Annotated in this window: 12 protein-coding genes; 4 read left to right on the forward strand and 8 right to left on the reverse strand. The window is 53.9% G+C overall.

What is annotated here, in order from left to right; all coding sequences use genetic code 11:
- Positions 1-224: 224 nt before the first annotated feature.
- The 3 genes from C4S74_RS07100 to thpR form a co-directional block, all read right to left on the reverse strand.
- On the reverse strand, positions 225-977 hold the full coding sequence (locus C4S74_RS07100) for a hypothetical protein (RefSeq protein WP_258042418.1): 753 nt from the start codon (positions 975-977) through the stop codon (positions 225-227).
- A gap of 828 nt (positions 978-1805) precedes the next feature.
- The gene (locus C4S74_RS07105) at positions 1806-2903 is read right to left on the reverse strand and encodes a nitric oxide synthase oxygenase (RefSeq protein WP_103994645.1); all 1098 of its coding nucleotides are present in this window, start codon (positions 2901-2903) and stop codon (positions 1806-1808) included.
- 427 nt (positions 2904-3330) lie between these two features.
- Positions 3331-3903, reverse strand: a complete 573-nt coding sequence (thpR, locus tag C4S74_RS07110) for an RNA 2',3'-cyclic phosphodiesterase (protein WP_258042419.1) — start codon at positions 3901-3903, stop codon at positions 3331-3333.
- Positions 3904-4042: 139 nt separating this feature from the next.
- On the opposite strand from thpR, the gene serC reads away from it, so the two are divergent.
- Positions 4043-5131 carry a 3-phosphoserine/phosphohydroxythreonine transaminase gene (gene serC / locus C4S74_RS07115; protein ID WP_103994647.1) on the forward strand — a complete coding sequence of 363 codons (1089 nt, stop codon included), beginning with the start codon at positions 4043-4045 and terminating at the stop codon, positions 5129-5131.
- Positions 5132-5340: 209 nt separating this feature from the next.
- Here serC and C4S74_RS07120 read toward each other — a convergent pair whose 3' ends face one another.
- Positions 5341-6054: a response regulator transcription factor gene (locus tag C4S74_RS07120; protein ID WP_009676211.1), complete on the reverse strand. Its 714-nt coding sequence runs from the start codon at positions 6052-6054 to the stop codon at positions 5341-5343.
- 139 nt (positions 6055-6193) lie between these two features.
- Between C4S74_RS07120 and trmL the strand changes: the two genes are divergently transcribed.
- Complete coding sequence (gene trmL, locus C4S74_RS07125; RefSeq protein WP_103994648.1) at positions 6194-6658, forward strand: tRNA (uridine(34)/cytosine(34)/5-carboxymethylaminomethyluridine(34)-2'-O)-methyltransferase TrmL; 465 nt, start codon at positions 6194-6196, stop codon at positions 6656-6658.
- A gap of 150 nt (positions 6659-6808) precedes the next feature.
- Here trmL and C4S74_RS07130 read toward each other — a convergent pair whose 3' ends face one another.
- A complete protein-coding gene (locus C4S74_RS07130; protein WP_103994649.1) occupies positions 6809-8164 on the reverse strand; it encodes an arsenic transporter in 1356 nt (451 codons plus the stop codon).
- 624 nt (positions 8165-8788) lie between these two features.
- Here C4S74_RS07130 and C4S74_RS07135 point away from each other — a divergent pair.
- Together C4S74_RS07135 and C4S74_RS07140 are read left to right on the forward strand one after the other, a co-directional pair.
- On the forward strand, positions 8789-9046 hold the full coding sequence (locus tag C4S74_RS07135; protein WP_170318711.1) for an AbrB/MazE/SpoVT family DNA-binding domain-containing protein: 258 nt from the start codon (positions 8789-8791) through the stop codon (positions 9044-9046).
- 175 nt (positions 9047-9221) lie between these two features.
- A complete protein-coding gene (locus tag C4S74_RS07140) occupies positions 9222-9638 on the forward strand; it encodes a DUF2500 domain-containing protein (protein WP_103994650.1) in 417 nt (138 codons plus the stop codon).
- A 72-nt stretch (positions 9639-9710) separates the two neighbouring features.
- On the opposite strand, the gene C4S74_RS07145 is transcribed toward C4S74_RS07140, so the two are convergent.
- The 3 genes from C4S74_RS07145 to C4S74_RS07155 all read right to left on the reverse strand — a co-directional run bounded on the left by C4S74_RS07145 (position 9711) and on the right by C4S74_RS07155 (position 14706).
- Positions 9711-10739, reverse strand: coding sequence for a serine hydrolase (locus C4S74_RS07145; protein ID WP_103994651.1), 1029 nt, complete (start codon positions 10737-10739; stop codon positions 9711-9713).
- A gap of 365 nt (positions 10740-11104) precedes the next feature.
- The gene (locus C4S74_RS07150) at positions 11105-12736 is read right to left on the reverse strand and encodes a response regulator (protein ID WP_103994652.1); all 1632 of its coding nucleotides are present in this window, start codon (positions 12734-12736) and stop codon (positions 11105-11107) included.
- On the reverse strand, positions 12733-14706 hold the full coding sequence (locus tag C4S74_RS07155) for a sensor histidine kinase (protein ID WP_103994653.1): 1974 nt from the start codon (positions 14704-14706) through the stop codon (positions 12733-12735). The genes C4S74_RS07150 and C4S74_RS07155 overlap by 4 nt, the downstream gene beginning before the upstream one ends.
- Positions 14707-14809 lie beyond the last annotated feature (103 nt).

Below are 14809 nucleotides of genomic sequence, written 5' to 3' on the forward strand. Positions count from 1 at the left end.
ATGGGGCTTAATATTGATCATTCCAGGCGCTTTCATTCATAGAAGGCTTGTAAGAAGTTCGACAATGCCCGCGTTTCAATTGAAAGGACTGCAGAAGAGAAAGATCTGAGCGGCCCCAGAAGATTTCTGTGGTCAGGAGTACAGACGCTTAATTTCCGGGCTATACCGGGAAAAAAATAAAAAAAAGCGGAAAGTTTCCGCTTTTTTAGCTTCCGTTTATGAATTTACTGGGCGGCAAAATCCAGGGATAAAGGCAGATTGTTGGAAGGCTGGACCATAGTATGAAGCGTATAAGCCGATGCGTCGTTAATAACGATACCGTTCCCTTTATCTACATGACGGTTCGTCACCGTACCGATTTTATAATTAATAAATGCGCCGCTGGTTCTGCTCCCGTACAGGGTGTAAACATTCGGAAGACCGCTGGAATTGGTAATGTTAATGTTGTAGGTGTAGTCCGTACACCAGTAAGCGACCCTGATCTTTCCGTTGAAGGATACGGGAGTCTGGTTTTGCGGGTTTCCGTCGATATCCCATGTAGACATGAGAGTTTCTTGTTCGTTCATATACCCGCCGTCGTCGCTTTGCGTAATCGTTTTGGCAGGCGAGGCGCTCGTCAAGGTGAGATTGACATCCGCGGTTCTTCCCGAATGCTGCAGCAGGCCCCGGTAATCGTCATTTGTCTTCGTATTGTAGTTGGTTCGTGAAATGGTAGGAGTATCTGCATAGGCTGCTAGATTCGCTGTTCCCGTATTTGTTGAAATATCCGAGATTTTTACAAGGGCGTCACTGCCGGTAGTCGCATCCGCCGCTCTGAAATCCGCCATATAGACGATCGCTTTCTGATTTGCAATTCCCGCCGCCGCCGAATATTCGTAGGCATACCCTTGACCCGGCGCAATAGTTGCCAGATAGGTTCCGCTGCCGGCACTCTTGTTCATAAAGCTTGTTGTGGCTGTAGAAGCCGCTTTCGTCACATCCCCGCCCGCGTTGGAATCTCCGTACCCATCCTTTATTAAGTATAAATTAACCGAGTCTGTGGCAGACGGATTTTTAATATACAAAAAGAACGACAGGTTTCCGGACGCCATGTTTCTGTGGGAAGACCAAAATCTGAACGTACCGTTCATGGTGTCCCGGTATAACGTCTTGTTTGCTTGATGATCATAGATGGACTCCGGCGCATTTGAAACGAATACGGGATGTCCGGTTTTGAAAAAAGTAACATTGCCGGACGTATAAGGTTCCTTAGCCGATGAAGCGGGAAAAGGTGTTTCCGTACCCAGGCTGTAAGCAGCGAAGGCGTTACCGGGGAGTAACAAAACCGCACAAATCATCAAAAATAAACTGGCCGTGTTTATAAATCTTTTTCTCATGTCATACACTCCCAACCGTATCGGTTATTTGGCTATTTGAATAAAAAAGGTAGTGGAAACCGTGCGCGTTTTTGAACTGCTGACTAACTCCCTCCTCTTTTGAGCGTTTATACATTCGTATATTAGATTGAAAATATTTCCAGTACAATATACCGCTCCATTGAAGTCATTAAATTACCAAAAAACGCAATAAAATTACCTTAAATACCCATTATTACCACTGCTCATTCTTTCGAATAAACACAGTTAAATAGATGTAATGAAGAGAAAATCCGGGCGCCCGGAACATGCAAAAAAAGCCTGTGCAGGAGGCACGGGCTTTTGCGTAAAAGATTTGGAAACGGCGGTTCAAAGAATCCGGATGTTTAGGAAGTTCTTACGGGTGGCGGCGAGGCTTCATTTACAAATACACCGGCCGGTTCCCCGAGTTTATTTCTCGTAAGGCTTGTCCTGGTAATAAAAGTTGGGGGTTTTCCAGGTGTTGTCATACTTGCTGTGAAAAATAGGCGTAGTTGCCGGGGATACCGGAGGGATCAGCCATGTCCAGTCTCCCGTTACTTCACGCCCCGCCTGGGTCTCCTGCTGCTCGAACAGCTGAAACTGCTGGGCAGCCGTATGATGATCGACAATGGAGACGCCGGCGCTGCGGTAGGACTGGTACACGGCGGTATTCAGCTCGATCAGCGCCCGATCCTTCCAGAAGGTCGCGTTCGAGCTTGTATCCAGTCCCATGAGCGAAGCCGTCCGGAGAAGCAGATTGTATCTTGTCTCGTCCGCCAGATTGCGGGCACCGATTTCGGTTTCCATATACCAGCCGTTAAAAGGCGCGGCGCAATACGAGATGCCGCCGATTTCCAGGCGCATGTCGGCGATAATGGGTACGGCGTACCATTTCAGCCGCAAATCGTCAAACCCCGGCAGCTCGGGATGACGGAGAGGAACTTCCAGCACAAGGTCGCGGGGAAGCTCGAACCACCGGGGAGCGTCGCCGCCGACCTGGATAACGAGCGGAAGCAGGTCGAAGTGCGTTCCTTCGCCTTCCCAGCCAAGCTCGCGGCAAACCCGCGTGAACGGGATGGAGTTCGGATCGCCTACGAGGCCGCTCTCTGTCTCGTAACCGGCGTAACGGATCAGCTGGTGATTCCAGATGCGTACGGGACTGGCGCCGTCCTTCCCGGCGGGAGGGAGAACGGTGATGGCGGGACGGATTTTTCCGTCATTTGTGGCAAAACGGATATGCGTAAGCAGAGCGTCGCGCACTTCTTCGAAGGTACGGATATGCCGGCCGTCGAACACGCTCAGCGTGTTCCAGAACAAACGGCCGATACAGCGGTTGCTGTTGCGCCAGGCTAACTTGGCGCCGTACTCCACTTCTTCCGGCCTGTGTACGTAAGTGCCGGTTTCTTTGATTTGGGCGCAGACGTCGAGCCACCGGTTTTCGGCTTCTTGCTCGCTGCGGCCCCATTCGCTGTAGCAGGTATAGAGGAAGGCGCGGGCTTTCGCCGCGATGTCGTCAGTTGGGTTCATTCGAATGCCTCCTTGGTTCAAGGATCGGCACGGGGTAGTCCGTTAGTCCTTGCTATGTATGAGCGTAACATAAATTCGGAGGCGCAAATTCGACAGTTTTGGGAACGCGTGAGCCGCTCTGTCACAAAGTCTCCCGGCTGTGGCTTTCATGCAGGGGAAAAGGGAGCGGCCGCCGCGTCATGTGGAGCGAACAGGCCGGGTAGCCGGGCTGCGGCGCGTGGGCAAATCGGGCGATGCGGGGTTGCCGGCTCTGCGGCCGAGCGCCGGATGCAAGCGGGAGCTGCCGGCCCTACGGCCGAGCGCCGGATGCGCCAGCGGGAGTTGTCGGCCCTGCGGCCGAGCGCCGGAGCATCCGGCGCTCAGCCGCCGCCACACCGGCGCTCAGCCGCGGACAAAAGGCCGCCGCAACGTCCCCGGCGGCCCGGCTTCACCCGCGCAGGGCAAAAGCCCCTGCGCGTTCATACATCGGTGACCGGCCCATATGGGTCCGGTACACCACGATCTCTTCCGCCGTCCAGGAGGCGGAAGGAGGCTCGCCCGGCGCGTCCAACAGTTCACGCGCCCATTTGCGCCCGCCTGTATAGCGGCGGGCGAGCGTGATGTGGGGCCGGTAAGGCCGGTCCTCCGGCTCGAAGCCGAGGGACGAGCAGGCCGCCTCCACATCACGCTGGAGCCTTTGCAGGGCGTCCAAGTCGCCCTGCAGCCCGGCCCAGAGGATGCGCGGGGCATCCTTCGGGCCGAAGGTTCCCGCTCCCGCGGCGGTAAGCTCCAGCGGAGAATGAGCCTCTGCCGCTTGCTCAAGCAGGGGGGAGAGGGCGGGCAGCGTCGACAGAGGCGTGTCGCCGATAAACTTCAGCGTGATATGGAAATCTTCAGGATGGACCCACTTATTGAAGGAGGTTCCCGAATCTCTCAGCCTCCCGGTCCAGCTCTTCAGATTTTCCCGGACGGGTCCGGACAGCGGAACGGCGACGAACAGGCGCTCTAACGGATCGGTCATGTCGGATTCTCTCCTTTTGCGTAAGCTTCTTTTAATTTTGACGGAAAGGCCCGCATCCATACAACTTTCTCTTGATGGTGCTGGCGAATACTGCTATCATAGCGATAAATCAAATGAAGCAGAGGGTGTGGAGAGAAAAATGGGAAACCGTGCTTACAATTTTAACGCCGGTCCGGCGGCTCTGCCGCTGGAAGTGCTGGAGCAGGCGCAGAAGGAATTTGTCGACTTCCGCGGCATCGGCATGTCGATTATGGAAATTTCGCACCGCAGCGCAGAGTACGAAGCGGTGAACAACGAAACGCAAAGCCTGCTTAAAGAATTGTTCAGCATTCCGGACGGCTACAAAGTGCTTTTCCTCCAAGGCGGAGCAAGCACACAATTCACCATGATTCCCATGAATTTTCTGCAAGCCGGACAAACCGCGGCCTATGTTCAAAGCGGCGCGTGGGCGGACAAAGCGATCAAGGAAGCGAAGCTTTTCGGGGAAACCGCGGTTGCGGCGAGCTCGAAAGATCAGAAGTTCATGCGCATGCCGGATCTCGGCGGGCTTAACCTGTCGGATCAGACGGCTTACCTGCATGTCACGTCGAACGAAACCATCGAAGGCTCGCAGCTTCAAAGCTACCCGGATACCGGCAGCATTCCGCTTATCGCGGACATGTCCAGCGACATTCTCAGCCGCCCGGTCGACGTCTCGAAGTTCAGCCTGATTTACGCGGGCGCGCAGAAGAATCTCGGTCCTTCGGGCGTAACGGTCGTTATTTTGCGCGAAGACATGCTGGAGCGCGCGAACGGAAACCTTCCGACCATGTTCCGCTACGACACCCACGTGAAGAACGATTCGCTTTACAATACGCCGCCTTCCTACTCGGTGTATATGATCAATCTGGTTCTGCACTGGATCAAACGCCAGGGCGGACTTGCGGCGCTGGAGAAAATCAACATCGACAAAACCGATCTGATCTACAACGCCATCGATTCCAGCGGCGGCTTCTATCAAGGCTGCGTAGACACGGACAGCCGTTCGAGAATGAACATCACGTTCCGTCTTCAATCGGAAGAGCTGGAGAAACTGTTCGTGAAAGAGTCCCAAGCGAACGGATTTGTCGGTCTGAAAGGGCACCGCAGCGTCGGCGGTCTTAGAGCTTCGACTTACAACGCGGTTCCTTACGAATCGTGTCAGGCACTGGCCCAGTTCATGAACGATTTCAGCAAGCGCAACGGCTAAACACCTCCGTTACACGGTGCACGGACAGGCATTCTTTACTTCTTACCGAAAAACGGGGCCCTTCGCAGGGTCCCGTTTTTGCTGTGCGGATATGATGTTCGCCGGGCGGCTGATACCTGCCGCCATAAACCTATAAAAAAAGGTACGGCGAATGATTCGCCCTACCTTTTAAAAAACGCTCTGTGTATACCCGTGTTTTCGGACGGCCCTCAGGCAAAACTTTCTTTAATGGCGGGCTCGGTCAATTTGTAGCCGACGTTGCGGATGGTCATGATATATTCGGGTGTCCGGGCATTGGCCTCGATTTTATCCCGGAGATGAGAGATGTGGACATCGACGATACGGGTATCGCCGAGGAAATGATAATCCCAGACGCCGTGCAGCAGCTGCTGGCGGCTCAGTACTTTGCCTCTGTGCTTGCAGAGGAACACAAGCAGCTCGAATTCTTTGGGGGTCAGATCAACCGGCTTGCCCGCGCAGGTCACCTCACGCTGATCGGGACGGATGCTGAGCTGGCCGATCGTGATCGGGGCTTCTTCGCCCGAAGCCGGGAGCGTCTGGATGCGGCGGATGATCGCCTGAATGCGGGAAATCAGCTCCTGCGGACTGAAAGGTTTGGTCATATAATCGTCGGCGCCGTTGTCCAGCCCCGCGATTTTATCCGATAAATCCTGCATGGCGGTGAGCATAATGATGGGGACGAGATTGTTCTGGCTGCGCAGCTTGCGGCAAACCTGCAGGCCGTCCATTTTGGGCAGCATCAGGTCAAGGACGATAATGTCGGGACGGAACTGGCCGATGACGTCGAATACGGCCTCACCGTCGTATACGCACTGGACTTCGAAGCCTACGAGCTTCAGATTGAACTCGATGAGCATGGAGATCGAAGGTTCGTCGTCTACGACTAGCACTTTTTTCTTCATGAATCGGTCTCCTTTGGGTTCGGTTATAGCTCTATTATCGCGTCTATGTATCACGGTCATATTAAGAACACGTAAAACGAGTGTTAAAATTGCGGAGAAGAAGGTGTATACTAGCAGAGGAAAGAGGTGAACGTGCAGCATGGCTTTTCACATCGTATTGGTTGAACCCGAAATCCCGGCGAATACGGGTAATATTTCCCGGACCTGCGCAGCCACGGGGACTTACCTGCATCTGGTGCGGCCGCTCGGATTTTCAACGGACGACAAAACACTCAAACGGGCCGGGCTCGACTACTGGCATTCCGTCAAACTGGAGTATCACGATTCATTTGAAGAGGTTAAAGAAAAATATGCGGGAAGCCGGTTCTTTTTTGCCACGACGAAAACGGATAAGCGGTATACGGATTTCGAGTTCCGCGACGGCGATTTTTTCGTTTTCGGCCGAGAGACGAAAGGACTCCCGCCCGAAATTCTGGAGGCTCATCCCGGCCAGACCATGAGAATGCCGATGTCGGATGCGGTCCGCTCGCTGAACTTGTCGAACTCGGCGGCTATCGTCCTGTTCGAAGCGCTCCGCCAGAACGATTTTCCGGGACTCCGGTAAAGAGGACAAAAAACCCTAAGGAGAAGGGGATCAGCCCTCTTCTCAGGGTCCTCCTGAATACACCCGAACTCAAACGCTTTTTTTGACATAGATTACGGTAAGCATCCCTTTTACATGAACGGTCTTCGATTTATTCGAAGATCGTTTTTTTTAATAAATCCAGGAGATCCAGTAAGCGAGAAAGACCAGTGTGAAGAGCAGGGTAACGGGAATGACGGTGATTGTCACTTTCAGATACTGGCTCCAGGTCAGCTCAACCTTGCCTTTTTTCAGAATATGCATCCACATCAGGGTGGCAAGCGTTCCTATGGGGAGAAGAAGAGAACCGATATCGCTGCCGATGACGCTGGCCAGGTAAGAGATTTTGAGCGTCAGCGGATCGAGGCCCATATGCGTCAGCGTAAGCGTGCCGATCATGAGAGCGGGATGATTGTTGAAAATATTGGAGAGCAGGCTCAGGAGGGTGCCCATCAATACGCTGGCGTGAAGCAGACTACCGCTGACGACGGGCTCCAGCAGCCGGATCAGCAGGCTCGTAAGGCCGATATTGTGCAGCCCGTAGATGATGACATACATACTGAAAGCGAATAGAAGAATGTTCCACGGTGTTTTGCGGATCATGTCGGCCGGAGAGATGTTCAGCCGGTACCAGCGCCAGGCAAGCAGGAGTACGGAACCGGTGACGGCCATGACGGGTACGGGAAAATGGATGTAGGAAGCGGCGAACAAGCTCAGACGTACACCGAATACGAACAGGAGAATGTTCCGCATAAACCGTGCCCGCTGTTCGTTATCCAGGTCGGAAGAGCTGTTTTTGAGCGGGTGGCTGCCGATGCCGGGAGCCGTGTATTTCCAGGCGCCGGGTCTCAGGACGGGAATGGTTTTGGGCAGCGTCTTGTAGAAGTTGAGGAACAGCAGCAGCGCCAGCAGGACGAGACCGAGAGAGGCGGGAATGAACATCATGGCCGTGTGCATGTAGAGGTCCATATCGACCATTTTTAACGCGATGAGATTGACGATATTGCTGACCCCGATAGGCGCGCTGGAAGCCGTTGCGATTAACGCCCCGGACAGCAGGTAGGGAATTTTCTGATGATTTTTGAGCTTGAGGTTGCGGAGCAGCATAAGCAGAATCGGGGTCGTAATGAGGATGCTGCCGTCGTTATTGACGAAGAGCGTCATCAGAAAGCAGAACAGGTTCGTGTACCAGAACAGCCGGATGCCGGAGCCGTGCGCTTTCTCCGATAATTTCTCCGCCGCCCATTGAAAAAAACCGAAGCTTTCAAGAACGATGGCCATCACGATGGTGGCCATAATCGTAACGGCGGCTCCGCCGATCGTTTCGGTAATGCTGCCCAGATCCGCCAAAGAAACGCTGCCGCTCAGCAGGATAATCAGCGCGCCTGCGGATGCGGGGAAGGCTTCGTTGATATCCGGACGCCAGAAAATAAACAAGAGAGTGCCAAGAAATGTGAGAACGGTTATCGGGATAAGAAATTCGTCCATATCTGATTTCACCTCCCTTCTTTCCGAAAAAGAAGGACCTTGTAAAAGGAAACTAGCTTCCCTAGTTTTTTCCCTCCTTTATACTTGTCTGCTATATTTAGTTGTAATGTATGATATGTTTATGGAAGATGGCAGGAACCAAGCTTTCTCCTAATTTCGCCAGTTTCAACGATTCCCTCTCCTTGGCAAACGGTTTGCAGGGGCAGATGGCTTGTCGTGACAGTTGAAAGGCCGGATGTTTCCCGAGCCGGATCAGACGGGATTTCGGAAAGGGCGGGCATGAGCCGGAAGGTCCATTTCGGATTAGAGAACATCGAAGAAGCCGGGATTCGGTGCTTGCCGGCATAAGCCTAAAGCAGCAGTCCGGTGTGCGCGGAACGGGAGATCGGACGGCGGTTTCCTGAAATTTTCTAGGCGTATAGGCGTATCCTGAGCTAGTTTGCAAGCCGGACTCGGATTTTTTCGCTCTGGTGCTTAGGAATCTTGTAATCTTTGCCGTTTTGTATCCCCGAATAAAAAGAATATAACGAAGTTAGAAGGAATTAGCAGAAATTTGGCGAATAAAAATGGGTAAAGATTGCTAAGCCGATTATACTTCGGTGAAATGAGGTGAGTGGCACAATGATGAAACCAGCTGGAGTTGTCCGTAAAGTGGATCAGCTTGGACGTATCGTATTACCTAAGTCGCTGCGCAAAAGATATCAAATGAACGAAGGCGATCCGGTCGAAATTTTAGTACAAGGGGACCATATCATCCTAGAGAGATACCGCCCGAAATGCGTATTCTGCGGTGAGATGGATCATGTTAACGAATTTAAAGAACGTCACATCTGTTCCAATTGTCTGGGCGAAATGAACGCAATGAAACAGCCGAGAGTTTAGGGCTTATTTCCTACGTTTTTACCGGGACAATTGAGCACATGAGACGAAAAAACGCCGTTTCCTTCGGGAGACGGCGTTTTTTCGTGACTGCGCCTTTTTTAACCCCCTAAAAGAAAGGCGATATGGTAAAATCAGGGCAGTGCTTTCGGAAGCGGAGCAGAAAGGAGAGAGAGCCGTGATAAACATAAACGGTATAGGGTTCGGAGACGGACCGGGGCTGTTCGGGCTTATATCCGCGTTGTTTCCGTTCATTTTCATCGCGATTCTGGCATTTATCGCTTTTACTCTGGTGAGAAGCATCCTGCAGTGGAACCACAACAACAAGCAGCCGGTGCTTACGGTAGAAGCGCGGGTCGCCACGAAGCGCACGAAGGTGTCCCATCACCATTCGGCTTCGGACGAATCCATGCACAGTCATTCCACGGACACGTCCTACTTCGTCACGTTCGAGGTGGAGAGCGGCGACCGGATCGAGTTCCGAATAAGCGGATCGGAGTACGGCCAGCTAGTGGAAGGGGATATGGGGAAGCTGAATTTTCAGGGTACGCGGTATCTCGGTTTTGCGCGGCATCGGGTGGTCAGTTATCCGTAAGCCTTGCCGGGCGCGGGCGGATTCGGGAGAAGACCGAATAAGTAAAGGGGCTGATAAATCAGCCCCTTTTTGCTAGATCATTTCTTTTTCGATACCGGAAATGATTTCGAAAGCTCCGCCGGATTTGTTGGAGCAAACCACGATGGACCGCTTCTCTTTGGGATAATACACAGACCTGAAGTTCACGCCCGGGTCATACCCCATTATAATATACTTCTCTACATCCTCATGATTCTCGTGCTGCCGAAGCTTCATCCGAAGTCCGTATCCGCAGTAAATATCGTCAGCTATATGCACATGGGGCCGCAGCAGTATAGAGGTCGTTTCTTCGTTCAACAATTCAAATGTCATTAAACTTTCCCAAAATTTCACCATATCCGGTGCCGTCACATAAGCGCCGCCGTCCGGGCCGCCTTTGGCGGGAAGCGAGAATAAGTTGGTTTTCCAGCTTCCGTCTTTACGGTCGATATAACCGGCCGCAGTCCGTTCGGGCAAACTATCCGTTTCAAAGTAACCGGAATCCTTCATACCCGCTTTGGCAAAAATAAATTGCTCCACATAGTCGCTGAAGGGAAGCCCGCTAACATGTTCGACAACGAGCCCCAGAACGATATAGCCTCCGTTGTTGTAATGAAAAATCTGCCCGGGCTCGTGCTTCATCTTCTTATCCGCAAACAAGGGAAGGAAGTCCTGAGGCCGCCGGACACGATACATGGGATAATCCGTCCATAAATCTTCGAAATTATCCATGATGTCTTCATCGTAATAATCAGGTATTCCCGAAGTATGCGTTAACAAATGATGAATCGTGATTTCTTGGTCAAAATGTTCAAACTTCCGCGGCAGACAATCCCGCAGCTTGGAATCGTAAGAGAGTTGACCTTTCTCCACTAGCTGGCAGATTGCTGCAGCTGTAAACAGCTTGCACCCGGATGCTATTCCGAAACGGGTATCCACCCGGTTAAGGATGCCTTCGGAGCGATTGGCATAGCCGCCGCTGAAGGCAGCAAAGATTTCTTCCTTGTTCTTCGCAAGGGCCGTACCGGAAAACCCGGTCGCCTCTTTAAGAGTCCGCATAGCCTCGCTCATCATTTCTTTCATGCCGTTTCCTCCGCTTTTGCACATGGAACGGTATCTTTCCCATGCCTTTTTGTTTTGGGCATAAAAAAATCCCCGCCGCAGACGGGCAGAACAAGAGATTCATTCTGCTCGCAGGGTGGGGATCATTTCATATCCAGGGCTTTCGTTTGTCCGCATGACGGGCGAAACTTACAGGCCTTTGGTTTTATCCTCGTTGTACGAAGATGTGAAGATGGCCACGATAAACATGGTAAGCACTGCAATAATGATCCAGAAAGCATGAGACATCCAAGCGCACCTCCAAGTAAACATACGTTAGCCTAATTATACCCAATCGTCCATCAAAAGAAAATGACAAAAATGTGAACAAGCCTTCACACATGCCTTTACATGATCGGCTGGTTGGCTTTCCGGTATTCATTCGGCGAGCAGCCGGTCATTTTTTTGAACACTTTGCTGAAATATTTCTCGTCGCCGTAGCCGACCATTTCGCTGACCTGGGAAATCCGCAGGTTGGGATTCATCATGAGCAGCTTCGCTTTATCGATGCGGATGGAGCCCAGATAGTCGGACAGATTCGTGCCGAATTCCTGCTTGAACTTGCGCGAAATATATTCGCGGGAGAGGAAGAAACGGCCGGCGATGTCCTGCAGCGAAATTTCCTCGTGATAGTGCGTCTGCAAATATTTCGCGATGTCGTAGATGACGTTCTTTTCACGGTGCTGCCTTTTGAGCAGATGCTTCGAGAGCTGGATGAACGAATGCGTCAGCTCCTGCTGCCAGTCGGCAAGCGAGAGCGTGCCCTGCTCGTTCAGCGGGACGATGGTCTGCCCGCTGCCGGTTTCCGAGCGCAGCTCCGCGAGCAGCTCTTCGGGGCCGTCCGGGAAGAAGTCCTCGATCCAGCGGCCCCGCATGGTGTCCGCTTCGCCGCGCCACTGCTCGATCTGTTCGAGCGTGATGGCGCTCAGGCTCCGCACGCCGTCGAACCACGCCTGCACGGCGGAGGTGATCTCCCCGGCGCTGCCGCTGCGGATCGCCGTCCGGATCGCCTCCTCGAAGTCGCTGAAGCGCAGCCGCCGGGGCTGAAGCCCTTCGGGCCGGACAGCCTCGTGAATCCAGCCGCCGCGGCTGAGCAGATTGCGCTGGCGCAGCGCGTCGCGGGCTTCGCGGTAAGCGGCCGGGAGGCCGTCCGGGAAGGCGTGCCCGCCGCTGAGCCCGAAATCGAGCCGGCTGTGCAGGGCGGTCCGGATGCCTTCATTGATGTCCCCGAGCAGTGCGGGGACGTTGTCCGGCTCGCCCCAGATCAGGAGCACGATCTCGTTGGAGCTCCAGTAGCGGAAGGCGGCTCCGCGGCTGCGGCGGTGCAGGAACTCGTTGCAGATGTTGATCAGCGAGAAGAAGAGCAGGTCCGTGTTGCGGCCGAATTTGTTCTTCAGCTTCGTCTCCATTGTGACCATGCTGAGGATGGCGATGCGGCACGAGGCCGTTTCCGCGGGAAGACCCCAGTCGGTCCGGAGATCCCGGACGGCGTCCGGATTTTGCCCGGGCCCGTCGAGCAGGCCGGACAACTGCCGGTCCCAGTAAACCGGCTTGATGCGGTTCATCTCGATGTTCCGTTCCACGCTCCGGGACCGCTCGTGCTCTTCTTTCTTCCAGCTGGCCACCGCTTTGGCCAGCGCTTCGTTGACCTGATCCGGATCGATCGGCTTCAGGATATAGTCGGTCCCGCCGTATTGGATCGTATGGCGGACAAGGGAAAAGTCATCGTGGCCGCTGATCACGATCGATTTGGCGGTAGGCTCGTTGGCCTGAAGCCATTGGAGCAGCTCTACGCCGCCCCTGACCGGCATCATCATATCGGTGATGATGATCTGGGGCTTCTCGCGCTCGATTATTTCAATGGCTTCTTCTCCGTTTTCCGCCTCGAACACTTGCGAAATGCCGTGGTCTTCCCAATTGATCAGCATCCGCAGGGCATTGCGGACGTGTTTCTCATCGTCTACGAGTAATGCGATCATGTTGTGATATCCTCCCCAAGCGGAATGCGCATCGTAATCCGGACGCCGTGAGGGTCCGTGTTCTCAAGTGTCAGCGAAGCCCGCGGATCGAAGTAAAGGCGCAGTCTGCTCCTTACGTTGCCGATCCCGATCCCGCCTTCTTCCTCTATCCCGGCTTCCTCGCGCATCATGGCGAGTCCGGCTTCCAGCTCCGCAAGCTTGTCCTCCGGTATCCCGCGTCCGTTGTCCTCGACTTCCACGAAGAGGACGGGCCGTGCGGGGGGGCCGCCGCCGGTAAGAATGGACGGCGGCCCCATTGCCGCCGGATCTTCGTCCGGCCGGGTTTCCGGCGCGTTATTCGGAGCGGCGCCGGATGCGGGTCCGCTCTCTGCGCCGGCCCCGTTAGGCCCCGTGCCTTCGCCCGGTTTAAGCGGGCCCGCGTCGCCGGCTTCCGCCGTGCCGCCCGGTTCGAGCCGGGCCCGTACAGTCAGGCGGCCGGGGCCGAGCTTCGGATCGAAGCCGTGCTTGAAATAATTTTCGACCAGCGGTTGAATGATCATCTTCGGAACCATGATGCCAAGAGCGGCTTCGTCCAGTTCGAAGTGCGTGCCGAATTTGCCTTCGAACCGCTCTTTCTGCAGCTCCAGATACGCCTTCACATGACCGATTTCCATCGACAGCGGCACGGCTTCCTGATTCGTGTTCATGCTGTAGCGCATCATTTTCGCCAGCGAGTTGATCAGCGAGTAGATGCGCGGAACGTTATGCTGGAGAGCCAGCGTACCGATGGACTGCAGCGCGTTGTTCATGAAATGCGGGTTGATCTGGGCCTGCAGCGCTTTTAGCTGGTTCGTTTTGTTGGCGATGTCCAGCCTGTATTCCCGCAGAATGAGGTTGTTAATCGTCTCCATCATCGTCCGGAACCGGCGGACCAGAATGCCGATTTCGTCCCGGCCCTCCCCGTCTACACGAGCGGTCAGATTACCGGCCTGAATCTGGTTGATCGTTCCGATCAGTTTTTTGATCGGAGCGGTAATGCGGATGGTCACGAACAAGGTGGCCGCAATGACGAGCAGCAGGGAGACCGCCGCGATGATGATATTGATCTGGGTCAGGCTCCGGGCCCCTTCGTACAGATAGCTGTGCGGAATTTCTTTCACGAGCGTCCACTTCATGTAAGGGGTGTCCATTTTTTCGTACAAATAAACCGACTTGTTCATTTCCAGCTGTCCGCGCGTTTCCTTGGACTCCAGAACCGGACCCGTCCAGTCATCGGAGAGAGGTTTCCCGACCAGGGTGCTGTCCCCGGAATAAACGACCATGCCCGACTGATCCAGCAGGTAAAGACGTTCGTGCTGCTTGTTGAAAAGCTGGTCGGCAATGTCCTGAATCGCCTCCAGCTTGATATCGATCGACAAAGTGCCCAGCCATTCCGTCGTCGGGACGTTGTAGATGGCCCGGTGTAATGTTATGACGGGTCGGGGGTCATAATAAGGCGGACTTTGTCCCAGTCCGTAGATGGAACTCATGTGCGTAGGCTCCACGACGGAAGAGGGATTGCCGGTCGTAAAAGGCTCGCTGAAATTATCCGTATCATAGCCGCGCTTCGGGATGTCCCCGATGAGCAGCGTAGACCTGCGGGCTTTTGCCATATAGAAATAAATCTGGTAAATGCCGTCCACGGAGTGAGTCAGATTTTGCAGCAGGGTATACGTTTGGGCCTCGTTCGTGTAATCATGCACATTTCTCCGGAGCATCAGAAGGACGCCCGGATCGTTATAGAGCGACAGCGAGTTGCGGTTCAGCGTGTCCATGTACGCTTGTACGTTCGTTTTGCCCTGGTAGATGAGATTCGCGTTCTCCTGAATCAGTTTTGTTCCGACCGAGCGCGTGGTGTAAAAGTACGTGACAATCATGGAGATCACGATCGGAATGACGGTCGCAATCAGCATGAGCAGGATGAGGCGTGTACGAATGCTGCTTTTGTTCATCGGGCAGACTCCTCAGATCAATATATTCCACCTAACGGTTCACTTCGTGCGGTAGTGGGGAGCGTGCGGCGCGCCCTATACTAAATACACAACCTTCCGCAGA

The organism is Paenibacillus sp. UNC499MF, assembly GCF_900107975.1.
In the GTDB taxonomy this organism is placed as follows: Bacteria; Bacillota; Bacilli; order Paenibacillales; family NBRC-103111; genus Paenibacillus_F.